Raw genomic sequence first — 25883 nt, 5'->3', positions numbered from 1 at the left:
ATTTGCTTCGTCTTTTTTTTCTATTCTCAAAAGGCTTGCGTATTTCTTTTTAGGAGGGATAAGTCGTGGATATTCAAGCATTCTCAGATGAGTTGATTCACTATGGCAGACAAGAACGCATGCAGGATCTGGCCATTTTGCCGAGCGGTACACAGATGGAGGTGATTTTCAGTAAAAGCTATCTCAGAAAGACCTATCAAGTACTGACCAACGAAGAAGCCCAACAGCTGATTACTCGCTTCAAATTTTTAGGAGGAATGGAGGTGGGAGAACGACGCAAAGCTCAGTTAGGAGCAGTCAGTTATCCGTTAGGCGATCAGCTGCAGCGGCTGCGCATCTCCACAGTCGGTGATTACCAAGGGCGTGAAAGTCTCGTGATGCGGTTTCTTTATCCTTTGACTCAGGAGCACCTGCGCTATTTTTTTGCAGAAGACGTCCAGCAGATCCAACAGGCAACCAAACAAAGAGGGCTGTATTTGTTTTCTGGCCCCACTGGCTCAGGGAAATCGACCCTCATGTATCAATTAGCTCGGGCAACCAAGGGGCAAATCATTACCATCGAAGATCCTGTGGAGATCGAGGAGCCGCGCTTTTTACAGCTGCAAACCAATTTGAAGATCGAACAAGACTATGATGAATTGATTCGCTTGTCCTTGCGGCATCGTCCAGACCTGCTTTTGATCGGCGAGATTCGTAACAAAGAAACGGCGCAAGCCGCTGTACGAGCCGCTCTGACAGGTCACCGAGTATTTGCCACGATCCATGCCCGAGGTGTAGCAGAAACCAAGACGCGGCTGCTGGAATTGCTGGGGACAGACGATCGTCTGGCACATGCGCTGCAAGGGATCATTTATCAGCGATTGTTGCCAAATGAAGCGAATGAACCTCATGGATTGCTGGCATATCACTTTTATGAGGGGCAAGTGGAAAAACAGTGGCAGCAGGTATTAAAACAAGTGAAAGAAAGTGGGTGGATCAGCGATGAAGTTTATGAAAAAGAAGCCCCAGCTACCACGCCGTGCAACTGAAGCCCTCTTAGTCACCTTCACGGTGTTATTGGAGAGTGGCTTTTCCCTACAAGAAAGCCTCCAAGTGCTGCTGCGCAGCCGCCAGTTTTCTGAACCTGTGATCGAACAGCTAATTGTCCATCTCGCCCAAGGGCAAAGCTTTGCAGCAGCGGTAGCGCCCTTGTCGTTATCGGCTACTGAAAAAAGTCAGCTTCATTTAGCAGAAAATCATGGGGATCTCACGGCGACCTTGCGGCGGATGGTCGACTACCATAAATTGGTCAACAAGCAAAAACAGCTGCTGTACAAAGTAGCTGCCTATCCGCTTTTGTTACTGGTCTTTTTAATAGCTGCGCTTTTTGGGATGCACCGCTTTTTATTGCCCCAATTGCTAGCCTCTGGCATGATCGACGAAGGTCATTGGGGCATTCGCGCCATCACTTGGGCACCAGCAGTACTTATCCTCTTCTTGTTGTTAAGTGTGCTGCTTTTTGTGATCAGCCGCTGGATGTTTGCCCGCCGCACTGCCTTGCAAAAAGCTGTGTTTTTCAGCCACCTGCCATTGTTCGGAGCATTGTACACGAGTTATCACACGAGTTTTTTCGCATTGGAATGGGGCAAGTTGTTTCAGCAAGGATTAGATATTCAACAGATCATTGAGTGTATGGAGCACACCAATAAAGCTACCTTGATCCAAGAATTAGCACGAGAACTGCGAGTGACCTTGACACTTGGGGGCGAACTCCCAGAAAAACTTCGTCATTTCTCGTTTCTTACACCCGAATTTTCTTTGATCGTCTTTCAAGGAGAAGTACGAGGAAAGTTAGGAGAAGAGCTTTTTTTATACAGTCAATTATTGATGGAACGCTTGTTTCAACGAATCGAAAAAGCCATTCACTGGGTTCAGCCTCTGATTTTTTTGTTGGTTGCTTTAATGATCGTTGGGATCTATGCCGCTATGTTTTTACCAATCTATGGAAATATCCAAGGAGTGATCGAATGATAGAAAAGAAAGTAGCATCTCCTCGCAAGCAGGGGATTTGGCGTGTCAAAAAAGGCTTTACATTGGTTGAAATGCTAGTCGTTTTATTAGTGATCAGTATTTTGGTTTTGTTGTTTGTCCCAAATCTTGCCAATCAAAGAGGAATCATTGATGAGAAAGGAAATGCGGCGATTGAAAAAGTAGTGGAAACCCAGATCGAACTCTTTCGTCTAAATGAAGATCGGGTGCCTTCGAAAGAAGAATTGATTGCAGAAGGGTATGTATCTGAGGAACAATATGCGATTTATGAGCAGAGAAAGTGAGAACAATGGCACTAGGGGATTTTCTGGGTTTACCTTGATGGAAAGTCTCTTGGTACTCTTGGTCAGTAGTCTCTTTCTCTTTTTCCCCGTCGTGGCTATCGAGTACTATCAACGATCTGCGGAAGTTTTCGGCTTTTGTGCTCGCTTAGAAAAAGGACTCTATACCTTGCAGCAATCGGCCATCATCGATAACACACAAACCCGAGCAATCTATCAAGCAGAGCCAACACCAACTGTTTCATTTTACGGCGCTGCAACTGAGCCAGTCACCAAGATCGACGTTCCTCCTCAACTAGCGATGCAGGCGTTTCCCGATATTCTTTTTAGTAGTCAATCCGGCAACAACAGCAGTCTGCGAAGGATCATTTTCTATTGGCAGGAGAAAAAGCAAACCATCAGCTATAAGTTTTTATTTGGGAGTGGCCGTTATGAAAAAATCGTTGAATAGTGGGTTCATCTTAGCAGAAAGCCTGATTGGCTTTGGGGTGTTGGCAACTTGTGTGTTACTGTTTTTAGCAATGCAGACCGCTTCACTGACGCAAAGTGCGGCATTGCAAGAAAAAGCCCAAATGCTGCGGGTGCTGTATGAAGAAGTCCAGAACCACTCCTTTGATGCGTCAACCATTACCTACACGACGCAGCGTCAGGGAGTCTATCAAGTTCGCTTTTGGCAAGCAGCGCAGCATCAACAAGCACGCATCCAAAGCAGCGAGCAGCTCTGGGAGATCGTGTATGAAGAGTAAAGGCTTTACTTTGTTGGAGTGTCTGTTGTCTTTATGGGTATTGGCGATCTGCTTATTGCTGATCAGCGGGATCGTTAAGCACCTCGCACCCGTCAATCAGCAGATCATGGCTCGCAAAGATCAAGAATGGCATGTGTTTTTGTTTCAGCTGGAACGGGAATTAAGTACCTGTACCTATCTATCGGTCAGTGAGACCACACTGTATTTGCGAAGCAGTCAAAACAATTCGGTCACCATCGATCGCATCAATCGCGTGCTGCGAAAGCGGGACAACAATGGGTATCAACCACTATTGACAGAAGTAACGGATGTGTCTTTTGAGAAAATTGGCGCAGCGATCCGCTTTGCCGTTTCCTTTGAGAATGGAGAGCAGAAAATTGGACAATGGAAAATTCACACACAAGAGGCGGCATAAAGGCGGTATTTTACTCACAGCATTGTTGTTTGTGCAGCTGTTGAGCTTGATGTTATTGCTAGTGTTAGAAAACAGCCGCACAACAGCCCTTTTTTATACAAAAACCATTGAAACCTATGAAGCTCGCATCATGAGCGAACTGTTTCATGCGGAATTCTTGCAAAACGAATTGGCAGATCAAGGGTCACGACTTTATAATGTAGGAAAGTTGACCTATGAACGGCAAGGACAACTCTTACAGATCGAGTGCTATGTCAAAAGCCGCCGCTTTACATTTACCTTTTTGTTACCCGAAGAAGAGCCTGAAATAGACACAGATGACCAAGAAGAATAGTACAGGAAAAGGATGGTTGTTTCGACCATCCTTTTTCATACAGAAATAGAAAAAGAATGTTTACAGCTTCACAAATTATTCTAAACGAAAGCGATTGATTATTTTGGATGAATCGGCTAAAATTAAACAGGTATATATGTTGTTATAGTTTTGAAAAGAGGTGCAAGATGTCCGCAGAAAAAATGGAAACGTCTTTTCATTTGACCGTTGAAGCGATCCAACTGCTTCAAAACGCATTGGAAACGTCTTTTTTTGATGCTTACGTAGAGACGATCGAAAATTTTGTTGATCAATACCAAGTTCGCGTGATCGATGGGGTTCCAGATGAAGCAACTGCTGCTCGTTTAGAAACCATCTATCAAGAAATTCGAGCAATGGAACTATCGGCAGAAGAAAAACGCAAGCTTGCGCAGTTGGTTTTGTTGAAAGGCAGCCAAACGGAGCGCCTGCAGGCCAATCACCAACTGACACCAGATAGTCTTGGGTTTTTATTCGTCTATTTGATCGAGCAGTTGAGTAGTGCCGACCAACCAGTGAAACTTCTTGATTTATCGGTAGGCATGGGGAATCTCTTATTGACAGTCTTGCTGAATCTGCAATTAGCGAAGCGTCCAGTAGAAGGAACCGGTGTGGATATTGACGAAACCTTGTTGGCGATCGCAGCTGCGACTGGCGAATGGACCAAAGCGCCCTTGCATTTGTTCCATCAAGATGGCTTGCAAGAGCTTTTGATCGAACCGATGGATCTGGCGATCAGCGATCTACCGGTGGGCTATTACCCACAAGATGACAAAGCCCGCAGCTTCATTACGGCGGCTCCAGAAGGGCACAGTTATGCCCATCATTTGTTGATGGAACAAGCGATGAACTATGTCAAAGCTGGCGGTTACGGTTTGTTCTTAGTACCAAGCAACTTCTTGGAAACGGAACAGAGTGAACTTTTGAAAAAATGGCTGAAAGAAAAGGTTTATTTGCAAGGAATGATTCAGCTTCCTGAAGAACTCTTTAAAAATGAACATTCACGTAAAAGTATTTTGCTTTTACAAAACCATGGAGGGACAAGCAAACAAGCAGACGAAGTCTTGCTGGTCAAGCTAGCCTCACTGAAAGAACCAAAGAACATCACAAAACTTTTTGAACAATTTGCGGCTTGGAAAGCAGCAAATCTGTAATATAATTCGGATAAGGAGATCATCATGTCAAAAACAATCGCAATCAATGCTGGAAGTTCAAGTTTAAAATGGCAATTATATCAAATGCCAGAGGAAACAGTTGTCGCTAAAGGAATCGTTGAACGAATCGGTTTGAAAGATTCTATCTTTACCATCAAATATGGGGAAGATCAAAAATTCGAACAAATCATCGACATCAACGATCACGAAGTAGCTGTAAAAATGTTATTGGATCAACTGATCGAATTAAACATTTTAGGTGCCTATGATGAAATCACTGGCGTCGGTCACCGCGTCGTTCACGGCGGAGAAGATTTCCCTGATTCAGTTGTGATCACAGACGAAGTGATGGAACGCATCCAAGCATTGGCTGAATTTGCGCCATTACACAACCCAGCAAACTTGATGGGGATCACTGCTTTCAAAAAAATCTTGCCAGAAATCATCAGTGTCGCTGTTTTTGATACTTCTTTCCATGCAACGATGCCAAAACACAATTACCTATACAGCTTGCCATTAGAGTACTATAACGAATTTAAAGTACGTAAATACGGCTTCCACGGTACAAGCCACCGTTATGTTTCTGAGCGTGCAGCAGAAATGTTAGGTAAACCAATCGAAGAATTAAAAATCATCACTTGCCATCTAGGGAACGGTGCGTCGATCACTGCGGTTGACGGCGGAAAATCAGTAGATACATCAATGGGCTTCACGCCATTAGCTGGTGTAACGATGGGCACACGTTCAGGTGACATCGATCCTGCTGTTTTGCCTTACTTAATGGAAAAATTAGATTTGAATATCGATGAAATGGTGGATGTTTTAAACAAAAAATCTGGTTTATTAGGTTTAACTGGTATTTCCAGCGACATGCGCGATCTAGAAGCAAACTACGACAAAGAAGAAGTCAAAGTTGCTTATGACGTCTTTACTGACCGCATCCGTAAATACATCGGTGGCTATGTCACAACCATGAACGGTGTTGATGCGATCGTCTTTACTGCTGGTATCGGTGAAAATGATGCCCACGTCCGCAGCGAAGTTATCAAAGGCATGACTTGGTTTGGTTGCGAATTAGATGCCGATCAAAATGCAAAACGCGGCGAAGAATTAGTGATCTCAACTGAAGAGTCAAAAGTCAAAGTACTTTTGATCCCAACAGATGAAGAATTAATGATCGCTCGCGATGTGGAACGTTTACGCGGCTAAGCGAAAACCTTCCTTAGAATAGAAGCTGAAACACATGCAAGAGAAATGCTTGCATGTGTTTTTTTTGTAGGAAAGTCCGCAAAATGGGGCTAGAGAGAAAAATTGGTGAAGACCATTTTCTAATTTTTTAAACAGATAATTTAATAATTATACATATGAGAATTGGCTCATACTGCACCTAGGTGGAGGGCTTCTCATTTTGCTTTCATTTGAATTTAAATTTCCCACCTTTTTTATAAGGTGTTCTCAGGGAAATACCCTTGTAAAAGTTGCCAAATGGGAATAAACTGGCATTTGTGAATTTTCAGAAAAATTCCGCTATTTTATTTTCATTAATTTTTATAAGGGGCCATTACATATGGAAAAAGAAAAAACATTCTTAGGTCAGCCGCGAGGGCTGTCGACTTTATTCTTCACGGAAATGTGGGAACGATTCAGTTATTATGGTATGCGGGCGATTTTGGTGTACTTCATGTACGATGCAGTTGCCAACGGCGGCTTAGGGTTGCCAAAAGGAACGGCTGTGGCGATCATGTCGATTTACGGTTCCTTAGTGTATATGTCAAGTATTGTTGGCGGCTGGATCTCGGACCGTCTGTTAGGATCAAATAAATCCGTCTTTTATGGTGGGATCTTGATCATGTTAGGACACATCGTTTTGGCAACACCTTTAGGGATTCCAGCGTTGTTTGTGTCCATGATGCTGATCGTCATCGGAACCGGACTCTTGAAATCCAACGTGTCGGGTATGGTGGGGCATTTATACAGCAAAGACGATATCCGTCGGGATGCTGGTTTCTCGATTTTCTACATGGGGATCAATATTGGCGGCTTGTTAGCACCGATCATCGTCGGGATCTTAGGACAAGAGGTCAACTACCACTTAGGCTTTTCGATTGCTGCTATCGGGATGTTCATCGGGTTGGTGCAGTATTATGTGCAAGGAAAAACCACGTTGAAAAGTGTAGCGATCGCGCCAACGAATCCCTTATCGGCAGCCGAAAAGAAAACCTTCTTCCGAGCAGTCGTTCTGGTTCTTCTCGCATTGGCAGTGTTGTTTGGCGCAGCAGCTGCAACTGGCCATCTGACGGTTGATTTCTTCATCAACTTTATCAGTGTTCTAGGTATTTTCTTACCGATCTACTACTTTACCAAAATGCTCCGTTCGAAAGATGTCACACCAGATGAAAAGAAAAAAGTGTTGGCCTACATTCCGCTGTTTTTGTCAGCGATCGTCTTTTGGTCATTGGAAGAACAAGGCTCATCGATCTTGGCATTGTTTGCCGCTGACCGTACGCAATCAACGTTATTCGGCATCAATATTCCAGCAAGTTTGTATCAAACCTTAAATCCACTTTTTGTCGTCTTATTGACACCTGTCTTTGTCTGGTTGTGGACCAAACTAGGCTCTCGTCAGCCACGGACAGAAGTGAAGTTTGCCATCGGTTTAGTCTTAGCCGGTTTGTCCTTTCTATTGCTAATGCTGCCAAGCCTCTTGTTTGGAGTAGAAGAACGGGTCAGCCCATTATGGTTGGTATTGAGCTTCTTCATTATGATTGCAGGGGAAATGTGTCTTTCACCGGTGGGCTTGTCGGTGACGACCAAACTAGCGCCGAAAGCCTTCGAAGCACAAACCTTGGCGATTTGGTTGTTAGCAGACGCTTCTTCACAAGCCATTAATGCGCAAATCGCTCGGTTCTACACACCGCAAACAGAAGGGATGTACTATGGCATCGTCGGCGGAGTAGCCGTTGTTGTCGGCATCGTCTTGTATTTAGCTAGAAAACCGATCCGCAACTTGATCGGCAACATTCATTGATCAAAAAATAAAAACTTGATTTTCCGCCTATGCATGGATTGAACAACCCATGCATACGGTAGGAAAATCAAGTTTTTTTGTTGCGAATCAATCTCTTAATCAATCAAGGGGCTCAATGGCTGGCGCGTGATCTGCTGCTGTGCAATGACCAGGGCTTCTTGGAAGTGCTGCTGTAAAAAGTAGCGGTCATGGCTGACCGCCAACAGGGTCCCTTGATAATCTTGCAGCATTTCTTCAATTTCTTCTCGGGCATAGCTGTCGAGGTGATTGGTTGGTTCATCCAAAATCAGGACGTTGATTTTTTCTAAAAAGAGTTTCAGTAACGCCAAACGAATTTTTTCACCACCAGATAAATCTTTGATTCGTTTGGCCACATCACTTTGATAAAACCCGCTTTTGGCCAATTGCCGACGAGCAGCCTCTTCGTTTCCTGTCAACGTCTGTACGTAGGCCAACAAGCGACTCTCAGGATCGGCAAACTGCAGCTGTTGGGGCAAATAGCCGATTTGTAAGCTGCTGCCGCGCTTGATAGTGCCGCCGCTAGGAAGCTCCTCACCGAGAAGTAATTTGAGTAAGGTTGATTTTCCAGTACCATTGTCGCCGATGATGGCTAGATGCTCCCCACGGTAGATTGCAAAACTACTGTCTTTGAATAGGAGCTGATCGGCATATTGCTGGTGCAAGTCGCGAACGATGAACACCTCTTTGCCTGATTTTCCGCCATTTGCCAAGCCTTGCAGCCGATTTTTCGGGGGCGCTGGCGGTTTGACCAGTGTAAGTTTCGCTAGGCGGCGTTCCAATTCTTTGGCTTTTTTGAAGAAGGATTCATTGTCTCCTTCATGGCCCCACTGACGAAACCGACGAATCATGACTTTTAGCCGCTGGACTTCTTTTTGCTGCAGTTCGTAATTTTTGGTCAGCTCTGCCAAGCGAGCTTCTTTTAAGACACGAAATCGGCTGTAATTTCCAGGATACTCAACCAAGGCGCCTTCTTCCAGTTCCCAGGTCTTGGTGGTGACTTGATCGAGAAAGTGCCGATCGTGCGAAACGACTAGAACCGCTTTTTTCGTATTCTGTAAATAATTTTCCAACCAGCGAATACTGGAAAGATCCAAGTGATTGGTTGGTTCATCCAGTAACAGCAGGTCAGCATCGGCAACTAACACTTTGGCTAAAGCGACTTTGACCCGTTCACCGCCGCTAAGCTCTGTTAAGCGTGCGTTCTGTCGATGGGGAATTCCTAAGCCTTGTAAGATCGCGGAAATTCGGTCTTCTAATCCATAGCCGCCCAGCTCTTCAAAGCGCTGCTGCAGCTCGCCATAACGGATCAGACACTTCTCTAAATCAGTATCGGCTTCTGCCATCAAGGCTTCGTAATGGCTCATTTGCTGCTTGAGTTCTTGAATGGTAGCAGCAGAATGGAGCAGGTAGTGGGTAACGGTTGCTTCAGAAACTGTCAGCTCTTGCTCGACCGTCCCGATCCTCAAGCCTTTTTGGCGGCTGATAACGCCGCTATCGACGCCTTCACTGCCAGTCAAGATTTGTAAAAAGGTTGATTTGCCCGTTCCGTTGATGCCGACTAGGGCAATTTTTTCCCCAGCTTCGATTTGGCAGGCTAACTCCTCAAATAACGGATTCCCGCCGATGGTTTTTTTAATAGCAATTGCTTGTATAATCATGATCTCTCTCCTTGAGACCACTCAAAAAGGCCATGGATATCCATGGCCAGTGTTATTTAAACTCAGATTTTCTTGAGAAAAATACCTTGAGATGGCCATTGATTTTACGTAAATGTAACTGTTTTGGACAGACTCGTCCCGTCAACAGCAACTGTAAAACCAATTGCATGGCTAAATGCGATATGGTATCGTTGGTAATTTTCATTACTTGTTATTTTAGTCATGCGCATCATGGTAGTTTCCCCTCCTTTGTGTCTTTGTCTTTTCAGTGTACCTGAAAGTATCAGAAAGTTCAACCAGTACTGGCGGTTTCTTAGCGTTCCTCGATGCGTAATTCTGTCAGAGAGCTTTCTTTCATCTGACCGATGACTAATGGAACGGTCTCATGAACCACATCACTGTATTCTAAGCCGAACCAGCGTTCAGGTGAAATGGTGTGGCGTTTGATAAAAAGCTTCGTCTGCATGACTTGCTTCTGCCATTTGCTTAATGCAGTTGCATTCGACAGCTCTTCTTCGATCATCACGAATTGGAAATCGCCCACATTGCGTCCAGGCGTTAAGGAGTAGCGTTGCGGCTGCAGCGGCAAGCGACCATCTTTCATCAATTCTTGAATGATTTGGCGAATGTAGAGATTGACTTCTTGCGGCACCCGAAAGCCGAGATAAAGCTTTAGTTTAACGATAAAATCGGTATCTGCCATCGAAACTTCATATTTTTTCGTATAGGGTTCGTCGGTGACTTCCACATTGACGAACCAATACACTTTGGCACGTTTTGGCCGTTTGTCTAAAATGGAATAGATGAACTGCTGACCGATCTGATCGTCTTGCAGTTTAGGAACCATGAAGACGACGTTCGTCTGAGATAACGGCAAAGAATCATCTTCCCGCAACTGTTTCAATTGAGGGATGTAGGTAGAAAGCGCAACTTCTTCGGCAGCATTTTCTTGAATACGATTGCCCCATTCCCAAATCAGCATCACGCCGATGATCACGCTGGCTAATAAGATGGCAACGTAACCGCCATGGAAAAATTTGGTCGCACTGGAGATAAAGAAAATCCCCTCGATCGCTGCAAAAAAGAGCGTGATGAACGGTGCCAAGAAACGGGTCTTCTTGTTTTGGTGCAAGTAGAAATACAGCAAAATAGTGGTCATCAACATCGTTACCGTAATGGCCAATCCATAAGCAGCTTCCATCCGAGTAGAGGTCTGGAAGAACAAGACCACGCCAGAACAGGCGATCCACAGCAAGGTGTTTAAGGCAGGAATATACATTTGCCCGATAGACGCCCCCGGATAGATGATTTGCATCCGCGGCAATAGTTTCAACTTGATGGCTTCAGAAACCAGGGTAAAGGAGCCAGACAGCAGGGCTTGCGAAGCTATGATGGCAGCGAGGGTGGCAAAGCTGACACCAAAGACTGTCCACCCTTGCGGCAACGCTTGGAAGAATGGATTCAAGTTTTCGATTTCTTGATAAGTCGGGTTTTGATAGACTTGCAGCAACCACGCCGCTTGACCAAAGTAATTTAGCATCAAGCAGATTTTGATATAGGGCCAGCTGGCATAAATGTTTTTCTTGCCCACGTGACCTAAGTCTGAGTAGAGGGCTTCCGCACCAGTCGTTGCCAAAAAGATATTGCCGAGAATAAAGAGACCGGCACTGTTATCGGGACTAAAGAGCAAATTGATCGCATAACGGGGATCAAGGGCGCGAATCACCGAAAGGTCACCAGCAAAGTTCATCACCCCGACGATCCCTAAGAAAGTGAACCAGCCTAGCATGATCGGTCCGAAGGCTTTGCCGACAAACTCAGTCCCAAAGCGCTGCAGGGCAAAGAGGACCAATAAGATTGCTAAGGTGATGCCGACGATGATCGATTGGTCATTGCCGAAGCGATCAAAAAAGACTGGAATCCCCCGTAATCCTTCGATGGCAGTGGTCACCGTCACGGCTGGCGTCAAAACGCCATCTGCTAGCAGGGCTGCGCCCCCGATGATTGCTGGAATAATCAAATAGCGGCTGTTTTTACGAACTAGAGTATAAAGGGAGAAAATCCCGCCTTCTCCATGATTATCCGCGTTTAATGCGATCAAGACGTACTTGATCGTCGTTAACAGCGTTAGCGTCCAAAAGACGAGCGAGACGCTGCCTAAGATAAAATCGGGTGTTAAGGTGCGTAGTCCGCCATTGTCCTCCACCAGGGCTTTCATTACGTAAAGCGGACTCGTACCGATATCACCGTAGACCACCCCCATGGCGACTAAAAGTCCGCCGGCGGTCACTTTTTTCATTTTACTTGAACTCATTGACTGTTTTCCCTCCATTTTAAACTGCAAAAAGACCTAAGCGGCCCCTTGCCACTTAGGTCTTGCAAGAAACATCTTAAACCAGCGGATTCCCGCTTGCTGTTGATCTAAGATCATGGAACGATCCATGTGCTACTCCCCTAAAGTGCTCTTATTATCTTTGTTTTTGCAGCTCCTGTCAATTGATTTGTTAAAAATGGCAATAAACATTTTTCATTTCCTGCTTTTCAGCGTAAGATAACAATAGGTATGGAATAAGGAGGCAGGAAAATGATTGAGATCAAGAATCTGACGAAACAGTATGGACCAAAAAAAGCGTTGTCTGATCTTTCCCTGACGATCCGTCAAGGGGAGATCTTTGGCTTTCTGGGACACAACGGAGCAGGGAAGTCGACCACGATCAAAAGCTTAGTGAGTATTTTGCAACCGACAAGTGGGGAAATCTATTTTGATGGCCAATCCCTCGTGGAACATCGCGAAGCGATAAAAAAACAAATTGCTTATGTGCCGGACACGCCAGATTTGTTTTTACAGCTAACGGCAGGGGAGTATTGGGACTTGATTGCCGCAGCGTATGAGGTGCCAGCAGCGGAAAAGGCCGAGCGTTTGCAAAAATTAGGGCGCTTGTTTGATATGCTGTCTCATGAAGAAGAGACCATCGCCAGCTTTTCCCATGGAATGCGGCAAAAAACGCTGCTGATTGGGGCATTGATCCCCGATCCAGACATTTGGATCTTGGATGAACCATTACAAGGCTTAGATCCCCAAGCGGCGTATGATTTAAAAGAAATGATGAAACAGCACGCTGCCAAGGGCAAGACCGTGATTTTTTCCACCCACGTCTTGGACACCGCCCAGCAGTTGTGCGATCAATTGGCGATTTTGAAAAAAGGTGAGCTGCTGTACAATGGCTCAGTGGCAGATTTGCTGGCACAGCATCCGTCGCTTTCTTTGGAAACGATCTATCTGCAAATGACTGGGAGAAGTCAAGAAGAAGCGATTCTTGCAGAAGCGGAGGAAGCGTAGATGCGAAAACAACAATTTCTGACTCTGACCTCCGTTAATTTGCGGTATGCCAATCCCCAACTGACAGATAAAGCCCGCAAAAAAGGCAAGGCTGGTTCGACTTTGACCAGTTATTTGTTGTTTCAATATGCGTTTTCTGGGGTAGTATTTCTGCTAGTCTATGGGTTGACGATGATTACATTGGATTTTAGTCAGATGCCAGGCTTTTTTACCTATTATGTCGCTTTGTTCGGGATCTTAGGCTTTTCCCAAGGGATTTCGTCCATTTACAATGTCTTTTTCGAGAGTCAAGATCTGCCAGCGTATTTGCCGCTGCCTTTTCGACAGAGTGAAATTTTTCTGGCAAAGATCGTGGTGGTGTTTCTCACCGTTGCGCCGTTTATTTTTCCTCTGTTGGTCTTATTTCTCCTGACAGGGATTCGGGCAAACGTCTTTTTCTTGTTGACGATCTTATGGGCGTTCTTGCTGTTCGGCTTGTTTTTAGTCCTGATCTTCAGCATTTGTAGCTTGATCGTCTTCAGCCTGACGCGCACCAAGTTTTTCTTGAAGCATAAAAAATTGGTCACTAGTTTATTGCTAGGCGTGACGATGCTGGTTGTTGTGATCGGGGTCTTAATGATGAATCAGGTGAATACCTACGAGGCAGACGTGGTAGACCGAGGAGCGATCAGCTTTTTATTGCCCTTTTATTATGTGATGGTGGCGCCGTTTCAAACAACTGGTTTGCTTAGCTTGCTAGGGATCATCGCCACAGCAGGCGTGTTGCTTTTTGCCCTCTATCGGTTGATCTTGCCGAAGTTTTATGAGCAAGTGGCAGCCGCGGCGCCCAACCAAGGGAGTGTTCGTCGGAAGCATAAACCCAATCAAGGCTTGGGCCAGCTGTTGTTTAATTACAATTCGCAGTTGATCCGAGATCCGAATTTGATCATGCAAGTCTTTTCTTCTTCGTTGCTGATGCCCATTATTTTCTTAGTGTCCTTTGTGTTTACAGGAGCGATTCAGTTAAGTGAATTGGATGAGCGGTTTATCGGTGTCGTTTTTGTGGCGGGGATCGCCTTGGCAGCATTGATGGTCAACCCGACTTCTTTTATCAGTAATTTGATCTCACTGGATCAGGAGAATTTCTTGTTTGTCCGCTCCTTGCCGCTATCGATGAAGCGCTACTTGCGGGAAAAATTCCGCTTTGGGGTCGTTTTGCAGCTGAGCTTAACGGCAGTCATCGTGCTGGCAGCAGTCCTTCTATTCAGAATGCCGCTGATTTTGGCTGTCTCTTTTCTAATCGGGGCACTTTGGAGCAGTTTTCTTTTGTGCTTGAGATATTTTGCTCGTGATTATCGGCTGCTGCTTTTGGATTGGACCAACATCAGTCAATTGTTTACGAGAGGGGCGGGGAGTCTTGGGTTAGCCATTGGAACGATCGCAACGCTGTTTCTTTCCATCATTGTTATCATCCTTTACGGCTTTGCTGCGACTTCAGTTGATTTTTGGTTATTGAATGGTCCGGTTTTCTTTGTGATCCTCTTGACCAGCGTCCTTTGGATAGCCCATTATCACCATAGATTTTGGCGTCGTTTTTCCTAAGGGAAGCGACGCTTTGCTTTTTTTATTTAAGGATGGTTAAATTAACTATTTATTCAGAAAATTCAGAAAAACTATTTACAATCAAGCGGAAACATGGTTAGATAGGAGTACCTATTACTTTGCTTTCATTTTTTGCTGTACAAGTTTGGATAACCGACTTGTCAAAGAGCTGTGACCAAAGTCAAAAAGACCAATGAGACCTGAGCGCTCGTTGCCTCTTTTGCTTTTGTCACGGTTTTTTTTGTACAAAAAAACCTGCCAAGCAGCGGCAGGTCGTCTCACTATTAAGCTTTCGTGTGGTCTTTTGCTGGGACTTTGTTTTCTAGGTCTGTCCGTACAACTAACACATCACAGCCGGCATGGCGAATGACATACTCAGAAACGGAACCGATAAAGATTCGTTCCACGGCATTTAAACCAGTGGCACCGATCATAATCAAATCGATGTCGTGATCTTCGGGCAATTGTTTGGCAATGATCGGTTTTGGCGAGCCGTATTCGATCACCGTTTTGACCGCAGTTACTTGATGCTTGCGGGCATAATCCTCATAGTCTTTCAAGGTTTGTTTGGCCATTTCGGTTGCTTGTTCAGCAAGCATGCCGTCAAAAGAAGAAACGGTTTGAAAGGCACGAGTGTCGATCACATGTGCTAAAACCAATTCAGAATCATTCCGCTGTGCCACGTTCACGGCTTTTTTGAAGGCTAATTCTGACTCGCTAGACCCATCGACGGCTACCATGATTCGTTGATATTGTTGTAACATAAGAAACACTCCCATCTGTTATCTTCTACTTTTATTGTAATGCTTTTTTCTGGAAAAAGAAAACCTAATCTTTCTTTTTTTTCATTTTTTGTGCCAACAAGATGCTGAAAGATGCGGAAGAGAGCAGCAATAAAGCCAAATAAAACAAGGCAATCAGCTCCTTATCGACAAAGCCCACAACCAATGCCACCACGCCTAAAAGGAAATGAATGAGACTATAGGTTTTTAAGAAGACCTTATTCGCCTCGGTGGTAGGGATCAAAGTGAAAAAAATCGCTTGTTTGGCATAAAGCAAATAACTGGTGCCGAATAATACGAGTGCCACGATCGTAAATAATAGAAGAATCATAAACATACGCCATCCTGTCCTAAGTTGATAAGTTTAGTATAGCGAACCCTAGAAAGAATAGCAAAAGCCACCCTTACTCTGATGTCAGGCAAGGACGTTTCACTGTTGCTATCGGTTAGAAAACGCAAAAAAGCCATCTGTTAAAAACAGATGGCACATTCTAAAAAGAATGGGTAATATCCGTTGATGCCGTTCTTTTTCCCATAGTATTGATCCCGCAAATTCTAGCAGGTGGGTTCCACGGTCTAAGCTTCGAACTACCAAAGGAAAAGGCATGTTACCAGCATTGACACAAGACGGATCCCAAGATATCAATAAAAATGTTCGGTCAACACACAAAAGGGACAACTCGTACATCACAGAATTCCCACCCTTATAGTAGCATAGGAATGACGAAGGTGCAATAAAGTTGTTTGAAAACGATACCAAAAAGTCGCTATTTTTTTTAAGTACCTAGTTTTTTTTCTTTCGCTGCTGCAATTGTTGGTACCGTTGACCTAAGGCTTGCTCATATTTACCAGTGGCTTTTGGTTGGTAATAATGAGTATTTTTCAGCTTATCAGGTAAGTATTGCTGATCGACCCAGGCATCATCAAAATTATGTGGGTATTGATAGCCGACACCCCGATTCAAGCTTTGGGCACCCTTGTAATGACTGTCTCGTAAATGATCCGGGACATCGCCAGCTTTACCGCTGCGAATATCTGCGATCGCTGCATCCAATGCCATGTAGGCAGAGTTGGATTTTGGTGACAGACATAGATCGACCACTGTATCGGCTAACGGAATCCGAGCTTCTGGCAAGCCCAAACGTTCAGCGGCTAACACAGCATTGACGGTTCGAGCAGCGGCTGCTGGGTTAGCTAAACCAATGTCTTCATAGCCGATGACCATCAAGCGCCGACAAATGATCGCCAGATCGCCTGCCTCTACTAAACGACCTAAGTAATGCAGCGCACCATCCACATCGCTGCCGCGAATCGATTTTTGAAAAGCAGAGATCACATCATAGTGCGCATCCCCATCTTTATCGTGGGTCAATGCTTTACGCTGGACGCACTCTTCGATGATCGCTAAGGTCAAATGAATAATGCCGTCTGGTCCTTTTGGGGTGGAACGAGCAGCGAGCTCTAAGCCGTTTAGCGCACTTCGTAAATCACCGTTGGTCGCTCGCGAGAGATGCAAGCGGGCATCATCGGTCAATACGATGGTTTCTGATCCAAGTCCGCGAGTTTCATCTGCTAAGGCTTGATCAATGGCGGTCAAAATATCTTCTTCTTGGAGCGGTTTGACTTCAAAAATCTGTGTCCGACTGCGAATCGCTGGATTGATCGTAATGTAGGGATTTTCCGTCGTGGCACCGATCATAATGATCTTGCCGCTTTCTAAATGGGGCAGTAAAAAGTCTTGTTTTGTCTTGTCTAGTCGATGGACTTCATCAAGCAGTAAAATGACAGTACCGCTCATTTTGGCTTCCTCTGCCACGATCTGCAGGTCTTTTTTTGTATCTGTGGCGGCGTTCAGCATGCGAAACGCATAGCGTGTCGAGCCGGCGATCGCACTGGCAATGCTGGTTTTTCCGGTTCCCGGCGGTCCGTATAGGATCATCGAAGAAAGCATTTTGGCTTCGACCATTCGGCGAATGATTTTCCCCGGGCCAACCAAATGCTGCTGTCCGACGACTTCATCTAAGTTCCGTGGCCGCATTCGATAAGCAAGTGGCTGCTGCATAAAACGATCCTCTCCTTTTCCTGTAAGTATAACATAAGAACGTATATTCTCATAAACAAGCTGATTTGCGTCTTTGCAGAAACAAAAGGGCGCTTATTTTCCACTCAGTCAGCAAAAATCAGGTTCGTTGAAAAGAAATCGTTGAGATCGTCGTAACTCTGTAGTCAAAGATAGTAAGTTCGCCGAGAATTGTGTAGAATAAAGAGGGTGATGAGAATGGATGAATTAATGGCACTTTTTGCGACACAGCCGACAACGACCATCGCACGTGCCTTATTAGGAATGTATTTGGAACATGAGACCCCAGAAGGAACAGTAGGTGGGTATATCGTGGATTGTGAAGCGTATCTAGGTCCCGATGATCTGGCGGCTCATAGTGTGGGCATGCGAAACACACCAAGGGTTCGGGCGATGTATCAGGAACCAGGTACGATTTATTTATATACGATGCATACGCATCGAATCGTCAACTTTATTACGCAGCCAAAAGGCATCCCGCAAGGAATCATGATTCGCGGGCTAGAACCGGTGGATGGGATCGCCTTGATGGAACAACAACGACAAAAAACAGGACCGGATGTAGCCAACGGCCCCGGGAAACTGGTACAGGCACTGCAGATCCCCGCTGAGCTTTATGGAGAATCGATTTTTACAAGCCCACTGCATTTGGTTCCTGAGCGCCGACGTACCCCAAAAGAAATTTTGGCATTGCCTCGGATCGGTATCCCAAATAAAGGGGAATGGACCCAGATGCCGCTTCGTTTTGCGGTGGCTGGCAATCCGTATTTGACAAATATACGAAAAACCGCTGTTCAGCAAGACCATGGATGGTGTTAAGAAAGAAGGAATAGTGATGGCGAAAGAAACGATATTGACTTACTTAGATCACCGATTAACGAAAAAAATCACCGACTATGATGTGGCGATCGATTGGGATGCCAAAAATCATACGATCGAATTGGTGCTGCGCTTGTTTGCTGAAAATCCTCACCACGTGCAGATCGACGATGCGCAAGGTGTGGCATCAGAAGAAGCGATCATTGAATTTGAAGATGGGATTTTGCTGTATGATCCACAAAAATCAACGTTTGATGAAGAAGATTATTTAGCGACGATCCCTTATGCAGGGAAAAAAGGGGTTCAAAAAGCGTTGTTAGACGGATTGGTTGATTACATTCAAGAAATTTTAGAAGAAGGCCAAAGCGATCTGCTTGATTTCTTGAACGATGACAGTGAAGAAGCGATCTTTGAATTGCGATTCAACGAAGAAGAATTTGTGGAGAAAATGACGAACTATCAAGCGGGAGCTGGGGAAACCATGATCCCGTACCCTAGTTACTAAGGAGAACGAACATGAAATGGAATGAAGTAACCGTAGCGACAGCTAGCGAAGCAGTGGAAGCAGTCGCCAATATTTTAATGGAACACGGAGCAAGTGGGGTAGCGATCGAGGACGTTTTAGATATCGAAAATTTTAAAAGCGATGCGTATGGCGAAATTTTGGATAAAGAAACCTATACGACCTTAGAAGAAGGCGCCCAAGTCAGTGCCTATTTCCCAGAGACGATCTTTTTACCAGAAGTGCTGCCGACGATCAAAGCAGCCATCGACCGTCTGCCAGAATATGGTTTGGCGATCGGCAAAAACACCATCACAACGAGCGAGGTCGTGGAAGAAGCATGGGCGACGGCCTGGAAAAAATATTACCATCCAGTCCGTATCTCCCGCTATCTGACGATCGTGCCGAGCTGGGAAAACTATCAACCGCTGCAAGAAGAGGAAAAGATCATCACCCTTGATCCGGGGATGGCTTTTGGAACCGGCACGCATCCTACGACACGCTTGACATTACAAGCCCTAGAAGTCTACTTGCGAGGCGGTGAAACCGTCTTAGATGTCGGGACGGGCTCAGGCGTGTTGAGTATCGCCAGTAAATATTTAGGTGCCAAAGACGTGTTCGCTTATGATCTAGATGAAGTCGCTGTGAGGTCCGCCCAAGAAAATATGGCGATGAACCCTATTGCTCACGATGTGACCGTGCAGGCCAATGATCTCTTGCAAGGAGTGACGGTCCCTGCTGATCTTATCGTTGCCAATATTTTAGCGGACATCATTCTATTGATGATCCCTGATGCGTGGCGTCTATTGAAGCAAGAAGGGACCTTGATCGTTTCTGGGATCATTGAGACGAAAAAACAATTAGTGATCGATGCCATGATCGCACAAGGCTTTGAGATCGATCAATTGTTCAATCAAAAAGACTGGTATGCGATCGCCTTTAAAAAACCAGAGGTAGAGTAAGATGCAGCGATATTTTTTACAGGAGCCTTATGAAGCAAAAGCGGTGTTTGCCGTTTCGGGAGAACCCTTCCACCATATGATCCGAGTGATGCGCATGACTCCCGGGGCAAAAGTCGGTTTAGTGTTTGAGGATCATTTGGCGATCATTGCCAAGATCAAAGAAGCCGATGAAGAAACGGTGTACTTAGAGGAAGTCGAAAAAGAACAGCAGGACAAGGAATTGCCGCTGCAGGTCACGATCGCTAGCGGCTACCCGAAAGGCGACAAGCTGGAATTGATCGTTCAAAAAGGAACGGAGCTGGGGGCGGCAGCCTTTATCGGTTTTCCTGCACAAACTTCGGTCGTGAAATGGGATCAAAAGAAATTACAGAAAAAGCAGCAACGGCTGCAAAAAATCGCCCAAGAAGCGGCGGAGCAGTCCCAACGGCAGATCGCGCCAGCCATCACGCTGCTGGATAACGCCAAAGCATTTTGGCAAAGCCTCAGTCAGTATGATGCGGTCCTAGTGGCTTATGAAGAATCAGCCAAGCAAGGAGAAGCGGCGATGCTGCTGCAAGTGATCACCGCATTGCCTGTTGGCAGCAAAGTTTTAGCGATCTTTGGTCCAGAAGGCGGTCTGACCCCCTCCGAAATCGAAGAAGCCCAGCAAAACAACGCCAAATTATGCGGGTTAGGCCCTCGAATTTTACGAACAGAAACAGCACCGTTTTATTTTTTAAGTGCTGTCAGTGTGCTAACGGAATTAAAGAGGATGTGAGTTGATGAATAAGAACCAAGAAGCAATCAGTGTCCGTTTGTTGACGGCCGATCTGACCGACTGGGTCTTGAAGGATTTTATCAATCAATATAAGACGACCTTAAAGGAAGTCGTCGTTTTGCCTAGTGCCATTCGGCGAGCGAAAATCTTGGCACAAGGCTCTTCCCTACAAATCGGCGCAGTGATCGATTACCCCCTTGCCCAAGGAACACTGGCAAAGGTGGCGTTTGAAATTGGTCGGGCGTTTATGGAAGGCGCCGATTTTTTGGAAGTCTGGCTGCCAGCTTCTTCCTTCATGGAAAATGATCGTGGCTTTGCGGAGCTGACTGAAACGATCCGCTCCTTGACCTTGACAGGAGGAGAGATCCGCTTAGCTGTGCAAACCGAGATCATGAATGAATTGACGAAGATCCAAGTAGCACAACGCTTGAAAGAAGAAGCTTGGCCAAAGATTGTGTTAGGGCAAAAACAACCACTAGCAGAAGCATTGCATGACGTGAGCTTGTTTTCCTTAGATGGCGGCAGTCAACTGTCGATCCAGATCAATCCTGACACAGTAGATGAACAAGCGCTGCAATCACTACAGGCTGCTGGCGCTGAGAAAATCGGGCTCTCGTATCATGTTTTTGAAGAATTGCTTAAGGACCAGCCGTCGCCCGATGTGCTTTGAACAACAGCGATTGAAAAATAGCTGAAAAATTTGTATAATAATACTACTAAATAAGAACTGCAGGTTAGACAGGAGTCCCATGCTTAGAACGTTTGTCCGCAAGGCTTTGGGTGCGTGACGAAACGTTAACAGCGACTTCTGTCTGCCTTTTTGATAGCACAAAAAAGAAAAGCAGGAGGCGGAATGAATGGCAAAAGAAGTTATATTGACCGGGCCCAATGTCATCAAATTGGTCGCTCATTATATGAGTGAAGAGCATGTTGCCTTTGTCCAAAAAGCATTAGATTACGCGACAGAAGCCCATAAAGAACAATTCCGTAAATCCGGCGAGCCTTACATTATTCATCCAATCCAAGTTGCGGGGATCTTGGCAGAATTGCAGATGGACCCTCATACCGTTGCAACTGGTTTTTTGCATGATGTCGTCGAAGATACCGATGTGACGTTAGCCGATCTGAAAGAAGAATTCGGTGCCGATGTAGCGATGCTAGTGGATGGCGTGACCAAGCTGGGTAAGATCAAGTATAAATCTCATGAAGAACAATTAGCAGAAAATCATCGAAAAATGTTGATCGCCATGGCGCAAGATTTACGGGTCATCATGGTCAAACTGGCTGACCGTTTACATAATATGCGTACGTTGAAACATCTGCGGGAAGACAAACAACGCCGCATCGCCCAAGAAACGATGGAAATCTATGCCCCATTGGCTCATCGTTTAGGGATCAGCCGCATCAAATGGGAATTAGAAGATATTTCTTTGCGTTATTTGAATCCACAGCAATATTACCGAATCGTGCATTTGATGCAGACAAAGCGAGAAGAACGGGAATCCTACGTTTCTGAAACCGTAGAAGAGATTCGAATCGCCACCGAGGAACTAGATATCTATGCTGAGATCTATGGCCGACCAAAGCATATTTACTCAATCTATCGCAAGATGAAAGACCAAAAGAAACAGTTCAATGAAATCTATGATTTGTTGGCGATCCGAGTGATCGTTGACTCCATCAAAGATTGTTATGCGGTTTTGGGAACGATCCATACAAAATGGAAACCAATGCCTGGGCGGTTCAAGGATTATATCGCGATGCCAAAAGCCAACATGTACCAATCGCTGCATACGACGGTCATTGGTCCCAAAGGCAATCCTGTCGAGATCCAAATTCGGACCCATGAAATGCATGAGATCGCTGAATTTGGGGTTGCTGCGCACTGGGCCTATAAAGAAGGCAAGACCGAAAAAGTCAGAGCCGACAAGATGACCCAACAAGTTGGCTGGTTCCGAGAAATCTTGGAACTACAAGATGAAAGCTATGATGCTTCTGAATTTATGGAAGGTGTCAAAGGCGATATTTTCAGCGACAAAGTCTATGTATTTACGCCAAAAGGTGATGTGACGGAGTTGCCTCAAGGCTCCAGTCCCCTGGATTTTGCCTATAGCATCCATACCGACATCGGTAACAAAACCACCGGCGCCAAGGTCAACGGCAAGATGGTCCAATTGGACTACAAGCTAAAAAATGGGGACATTATCGAGATCTTGACCTCACCAAATTCCTTTGGTCCAAGCCGCGACTGGGTCAAACTAGTGGCTACCAGCAAAGCGAAGAACAAAATCAAACGATTTTTTAAAGCCCAAGATCGTGATGAAAACATCATCAAAGGGCATGAGGCAGTGGTTCGTACCTTACAAGATATGGGCTTTGTGCCGAAAGAATTTTTGACGAAAAGCAAAATCGCGGAAGCTTGCGAACGGTTCAACTACCAAACAGAAGATGATCTATTTGCCTCTGTCGGCTATGGGGAAGTTAGTCCCACGACTTTAGCCAACCGTTTGACCGAAGAAGAACGGCGCGAGAAACAAATCGAGAAGCAAAAGCAGCAAGTCCAAGAGATGATCAATCAACCGACGAAAAAAGAACCAGAAAAAATGAAGGTTCGTCACGAAGGCGGCATTGTCATTGAAGGGGTCGATAACTTGTTGATCCGTATCTCCCGCTGCTGCAATCCGGTCCCTGGAGATTCGATCGTCGGCTACATTACCAAAGGCCGAGGAATCTCGATCCACCGCAGCGATTGTCCCAATGTTCAAAACAAAGACGCCGCGAACCGTTTGATCGATGTTGAGTGGGAAGATGCCACCGACATTAACAAAGAATACGATGCCGATCTTGAGATCTACGGCTATGATCGTTCTGGGTTGCTCAATGATGTCTTACAGACAGTCAACACTGTCACGAAGCGCTTAGTGAGTGTCGAAGCCAAAACCAACAAAGACAAAATGGCAACGATCCGCATCACGGTGGCGATTCAGAATTTGACTCATTTGAAATCGATCGTTGATAAGATCAAACAGATTCCAGATGTTTACAGCGTCAGACGTACGAAGGGATGAGAAAGAATGCGGGCAGTGATCCAGCGAGTCAGTCAAGCAAGTGTGTCGATTGAGGAGAATATCGTCGGTGCGATCCAACAAGGGTTTATGGTTTTATTGGGGATCACCCATGAGGATACCGGCGACGATGTGGCTTATCTCATAAGAAAAATCAAAAATCTGCGGGTTTTTGAAGACGAAGAAGGTAAAATGAATCGGTCACTGGAAAGTATAAATGGCGCCGTCTTGAGTATTTCACAGTTCACCCTCTATGGGGAGACCAAGAAAGGCAATCGTCCCAGCTTCATTCAAGCGGCACCGCCAAGTATTGCGATCCCGCTTTACGAAGCTTTTAATGAAGGCTTAAAAGCAGAAGGGATCACTGTTGCTACTGGAAAATTTGGTGCAGATATGCAAGTCGCCTTGGTCAATGATGGCCCGGTGACGATTGTGATCGATACGAAAGAAAAATAAGTGATACAAAACGAAGGATTTTCTCGCTGGGAAAGAGTGAGAGAATTCCTTCGTTTTTTTATGCTCTCGAAAGCGCCAAGCATTTTTGATGGAATCCAAGTAAAATTTAAGTTGAAATCGGGAAATCTTACAAAACTGTTAGCAAAAACCCCATTCTTTTATTTGTTATTTAACATCTTTTTCTTGTTCTTTTATAAGGGTTTTTAAATGGAAATATCGTTTGTACTCGTTTTTTTATATTTAAAATTCGAAAAACGCCCCTTTATTGCGATTGTTCTTGAGGGAGAAGTATGGAATAATTGTTAAAAAATAATGTCACTGGAGGAAAAAACAATGAACTTTTGGCAGCGTGCATTAAAAAGTATCACCAGAAGAAAAGGGAAATCATTTATTTTATTTTTAGTTCTATTTATTCTAGGCAATGTGATCGCTGGTGCTGTAGCAATTCAACAATCCACTGCCAACGTGGAGCGAGAGACGAAACGCAAAATGGGGAACGTAGCTACGGTGGAAATGGATTGGGAAGGTTTTGATAAAGACCATGCGGATGTTTCGGAGGAAGAACGGTCTCGAGAGGATTTTTATCCGAAACCACCAGCGCTGGATGTTTATAAGCAAATCGGTCAGTTAAGCTATGTCAAACAATATGACTATCAAATGATGGGCAGTTTAGAAACGAAAGAACTGAAAGCGTATGTACCAGAAGATGGTTCAATACAGATGGGCGGTCAATATTTCACATTGAAAGGCGGCAATTTGACACAGCCAATAGATATGCAAGAAGGGTTGATTCGTCTCGATGAAGGCGAAGGCCTAACGGAAAAAGATTTAAATGAACTGACGAATGCGGTATTGATCAGTAAAGAAGTTGCTGAACTGAATAACTTGAGCGTTGGTGATCAGTTGGTTTGGGATATCCGGACAGATATCATGATGGGTGGTGGAAGCGAGATCGTGGATGACGAAGAAAACGATGGCACAGAAGAAACTAGTGATGACAGCAACAGTGCCAGCTTTGATTATCCTGTGACGATCGCTGGAATTTTTTCGGTAGTTAAAAAAGATCAGAGCAATCAAAATGATTCATCGGATCAAAGTGGTAGTCAAAACTCCGATACGATATGGCAAGTGATGGATCAAATCAATACGTTTTATGCTAGTAATAATCTAGTCCTCGATTACACTAAGATTCAAGCAGAGAAGGTTTGGGGTGAAACAATCGATGAAGATGCAGATAACTTTTATCAACCGATCTTTGTCCTAAATTCAACGGATGACGTCGAAGCCTTTAAACAAGAAGCTGGTGCGTTATTGCCCCAATACTACCGCGTCGTTGCCAATACGGATCAATACGAGCAGATCGCCGGTGGTTTTACTCGTTTAGGAGTGATCGCAAATTACATCGTGATCATTGCATCGATCGCTACCATCTTTATCATTTCCTTAGTGGTCTTGCTTTTCTTACGAGATCGGAAACAAGAATTAGGCATCTATCTTTCCTTGGGGGAAAGTCGGGGGAAAGTCATTGGTCAGATCGTGATTGAAGTCTTGCTGGTTAGTTTAGCCGCATTGCTATTGTCCTTAGTGACCGGGAACTTATTAGGTGGTGCCGTTTCAAATACCTTGATGCAAAACGATTGGATGAGCAATCAAAATGAGATGGGCGGTGTTTATTATGGCAGTATGATGGCAGCTAATATTGATTACATGGATATCAAAAATGCTTATCAAGTATCCTTCTCAGCCGGCTACATCATCACGTATCTGCTGTTAGGTCTAGGAACTGTCTTACTCTCAGCGATTTTACCGCTATTGTATATTTTACGCTTGAATCCAAAGAAAATCATGATGTAGGA

The 25883-nt window shown here is 45.0% G+C and carries 26 protein-coding genes and 1 other RNA gene; 20 read left to right on the top strand and 7 right to left on the bottom strand.

Going from position 1 to position 25883, the window contains the following annotated elements; all coding sequences use genetic code 11:
- Window positions 1-65: 65 nt before the first annotated feature.
- The 10 genes from comGA to IGI73_RS14410 all read left to right on the top strand — a co-directional run bounded on the left by comGA (window position 66) and on the right by IGI73_RS14410 (window position 8004).
- Complete coding sequence (gene comGA, locus IGI73_RS14455; RefSeq protein ID WP_005227732.1) at window positions 66-1028, top strand: competence type IV pilus ATPase ComGA; 963 nt, start codon at window positions 66-68, stop codon at window positions 1026-1028.
- Entirely contained in the window at window positions 982-2010 is a 1029-nt protein-coding gene (gene comGB, locus IGI73_RS14450; protein WP_010749023.1) for a competence type IV pilus assembly protein ComGB, read from the top strand. The genes comGA and comGB overlap by 47 nt, the downstream gene beginning before the upstream one ends.
- Window positions 2007-2312, top strand: coding sequence for a competence type IV pilus major pilin ComGC (comGC, locus tag IGI73_RS14445; RefSeq protein WP_081116944.1), 306 nt, complete (start codon window positions 2007-2009; stop codon window positions 2310-2312). The genes comGB and comGC overlap by 4 nt, the downstream gene beginning before the upstream one ends.
- The gene (gene comGD / locus IGI73_RS14440; protein WP_034857584.1) at window positions 2287-2760 is read left to right on the top strand and encodes a competence type IV pilus minor pilin ComGD; all 474 of its coding nucleotides are present in this window, start codon (window positions 2287-2289) and stop codon (window positions 2758-2760) included. Before comGC ends, comGD begins: the two co-directional genes overlap by 26 nt.
- A complete protein-coding gene (locus IGI73_RS14435; protein ID WP_208769948.1) occupies window positions 2741-3055 on the top strand; it encodes a hypothetical protein in 315 nt (104 codons plus the stop codon). The genes comGD and IGI73_RS14435 overlap by 20 nt, the downstream gene beginning before the upstream one ends.
- Window positions 3045-3470: a competence type IV pilus minor pilin ComGF gene (gene comGF / locus IGI73_RS14430; RefSeq protein WP_208769947.1), complete on the top strand. Its 426-nt coding sequence runs from the start codon at window positions 3045-3047 to the stop codon at window positions 3468-3470. The genes IGI73_RS14435 and comGF overlap by 11 nt, the downstream gene beginning before the upstream one ends.
- Complete coding sequence (gene comGG / locus IGI73_RS14425) at window positions 3433-3804, top strand: competence type IV pilus minor pilin ComGG (RefSeq protein WP_244323117.1); 372 nt, start codon at window positions 3433-3435, stop codon at window positions 3802-3804. The genes comGF and comGG overlap by 38 nt, the downstream gene beginning before the upstream one ends.
- A 167-nt stretch (window positions 3805-3971) precedes the next feature.
- A complete protein-coding gene (locus IGI73_RS14420; protein ID WP_208769946.1) occupies window positions 3972-4976 on the top strand; it encodes a class I SAM-dependent methyltransferase in 1005 nt (334 codons plus the stop codon).
- 24 nt (window positions 4977-5000) lie between these two features.
- Window positions 5001-6185: an acetate/propionate family kinase gene (locus IGI73_RS14415; RefSeq protein WP_005233419.1), complete on the top strand. Its 1185-nt coding sequence runs from the start codon at window positions 5001-5003 to the stop codon at window positions 6183-6185.
- A gap of 358 nt (window positions 6186-6543) precedes the next feature.
- Entirely contained in the window at window positions 6544-8004 is a 1461-nt protein-coding gene (locus IGI73_RS14410) for a peptide MFS transporter (RefSeq protein WP_208769945.1), read from the top strand.
- 95 nt (window positions 8005-8099) lie between these two features.
- Here the strand turns inward: IGI73_RS14410 and abc-f are convergent, their stop codons facing one another.
- From abc-f to IGI73_RS14395, 3 genes are all read right to left on the bottom strand, one after another.
- Window positions 8100-9683 carry a ribosomal protection-like ABC-F family protein gene (gene abc-f / locus IGI73_RS14405; RefSeq protein WP_208769944.1) on the bottom strand — a complete coding sequence of 528 codons (1584 nt, stop codon included), beginning with the start codon at window positions 9681-9683 and terminating at the stop codon, window positions 8100-8102.
- Window positions 9684-9787: 104 nt separating this feature from the next.
- A complete protein-coding gene (locus tag IGI73_RS14400) occupies window positions 9788-9916 on the bottom strand; it encodes a hypothetical protein (protein WP_010749031.1) in 129 nt (42 codons plus the stop codon).
- Between the two features lie 80 nt (window positions 9917-9996).
- Window positions 9997-11997, bottom strand: a complete 2001-nt coding sequence (locus IGI73_RS14395; protein WP_005227748.1) for a KUP/HAK/KT family potassium transporter — start codon at window positions 11995-11997, stop codon at window positions 9997-9999.
- A gap of 270 nt (window positions 11998-12267) precedes the next feature.
- Between IGI73_RS14395 and IGI73_RS14390 the strand changes: the two genes are divergently transcribed.
- Window positions 12268-13023 (top strand): ABC transporter ATP-binding protein, encoded by a 756-nt coding sequence (locus IGI73_RS14390; protein ID WP_005227750.1) that lies wholly within the window; start codon window positions 12268-12270, stop codon window positions 13021-13023.
- A complete protein-coding gene (locus IGI73_RS14385; RefSeq protein ID WP_208769943.1) occupies window positions 13024-14604 on the top strand; it encodes an ABC transporter in 1581 nt (526 codons plus the stop codon).
- Window positions 14605-14888: 284 nt separating this feature from the next.
- Here the strand turns inward: IGI73_RS14385 and IGI73_RS14380 are convergent, their stop codons facing one another.
- From IGI73_RS14380 to IGI73_RS14365, 4 genes are all read right to left on the bottom strand, one after another.
- Complete coding sequence (locus tag IGI73_RS14380; protein ID WP_010749033.1) at window positions 14889-15368, bottom strand: universal stress protein; 480 nt, start codon at window positions 15366-15368, stop codon at window positions 14889-14891.
- A gap of 64 nt (window positions 15369-15432) precedes the next feature.
- Window positions 15433-15723, bottom strand: a complete 291-nt coding sequence (locus tag IGI73_RS14375; protein WP_010749034.1) for a hypothetical protein — start codon at window positions 15721-15723, stop codon at window positions 15433-15435.
- A gap of 167 nt (window positions 15724-15890) precedes the next feature.
- Window positions 15891-16085, bottom strand: a non-coding RNA gene (gene ssrS, locus IGI73_RS14370) — 6S RNA.
- 85 nt (window positions 16086-16170) lie between these two features.
- Entirely contained in the window at window positions 16171-17448 is a 1278-nt protein-coding gene (locus IGI73_RS14365; RefSeq protein ID WP_015510472.1) for a replication-associated recombination protein A, read from the bottom strand.
- A gap of 216 nt (window positions 17449-17664) precedes the next feature.
- Here IGI73_RS14365 and IGI73_RS14360 point away from each other — a divergent pair, with 216 nt between their 5' ends.
- The 8 genes from IGI73_RS14360 (at window position 17665) to IGI73_RS14325 (ending at window position 25881) form a co-directional block, all read left to right on the top strand.
- On the top strand, window positions 17665-18285 hold the full coding sequence (locus IGI73_RS14360; protein ID WP_010749036.1) for a DNA-3-methyladenine glycosylase: 621 nt from the start codon (window positions 17665-17667) through the stop codon (window positions 18283-18285).
- Between the two features lie 16 nt (window positions 18286-18301).
- The gene (locus IGI73_RS14355) at window positions 18302-18790 is read left to right on the top strand and encodes a DUF3013 family protein (protein WP_156236266.1); all 489 of its coding nucleotides are present in this window, start codon (window positions 18302-18304) and stop codon (window positions 18788-18790) included.
- A gap of 11 nt (window positions 18791-18801) precedes the next feature.
- Window positions 18802-19749, top strand: coding sequence for a 50S ribosomal protein L11 methyltransferase (prmA, locus tag IGI73_RS14350; RefSeq protein ID WP_081116938.1), 948 nt, complete (start codon window positions 18802-18804; stop codon window positions 19747-19749).
- Between the two features lies 1 nt (window position 19750).
- A complete protein-coding gene (locus IGI73_RS14345; protein WP_060792566.1) occupies window positions 19751-20506 on the top strand; it encodes a 16S rRNA (uracil(1498)-N(3))-methyltransferase in 756 nt (251 codons plus the stop codon).
- 4 nt (window positions 20507-20510) lie between these two features.
- Complete coding sequence (locus IGI73_RS14340) at window positions 20511-21176, top strand: hypothetical protein (RefSeq protein WP_005227769.1); 666 nt, start codon at window positions 20511-20513, stop codon at window positions 21174-21176.
- 187 nt (window positions 21177-21363) lie between these two features.
- On the top strand, window positions 21364-23574 hold the full coding sequence (locus IGI73_RS14335; protein WP_428206806.1) for a RelA/SpoT family protein: 2211 nt from the start codon (window positions 21364-21366) through the stop codon (window positions 23572-23574).
- A gap of 6 nt (window positions 23575-23580) precedes the next feature.
- Window positions 23581-24027, top strand: coding sequence for a D-aminoacyl-tRNA deacylase (dtd, locus tag IGI73_RS14330; RefSeq protein WP_428206804.1), 447 nt, complete (start codon window positions 23581-23583; stop codon window positions 24025-24027).
- Window positions 24028-24339: 312 nt separating this feature from the next.
- Window positions 24340-25881: an FtsX-like permease family protein gene (locus IGI73_RS14325; protein WP_208769942.1), complete on the top strand. Its 1542-nt coding sequence runs from the start codon at window positions 24340-24342 to the stop codon at window positions 25879-25881.
- Window positions 25882-25883: the final 2 nt, after the last annotated feature.

It is taken from the genome of Enterococcus sp. DIV0755f (assembly GCF_051713725.1).
In the GTDB taxonomy this organism is placed as follows: domain Bacteria; phylum Bacillota; class Bacilli; order Lactobacillales; family Enterococcaceae; genus Enterococcus_D; species Enterococcus_D casseliflavus.
Note: the sequence above shows the minus strand (reverse complement) of the source record. Positions and strands in the feature narration are given on the sequence as shown.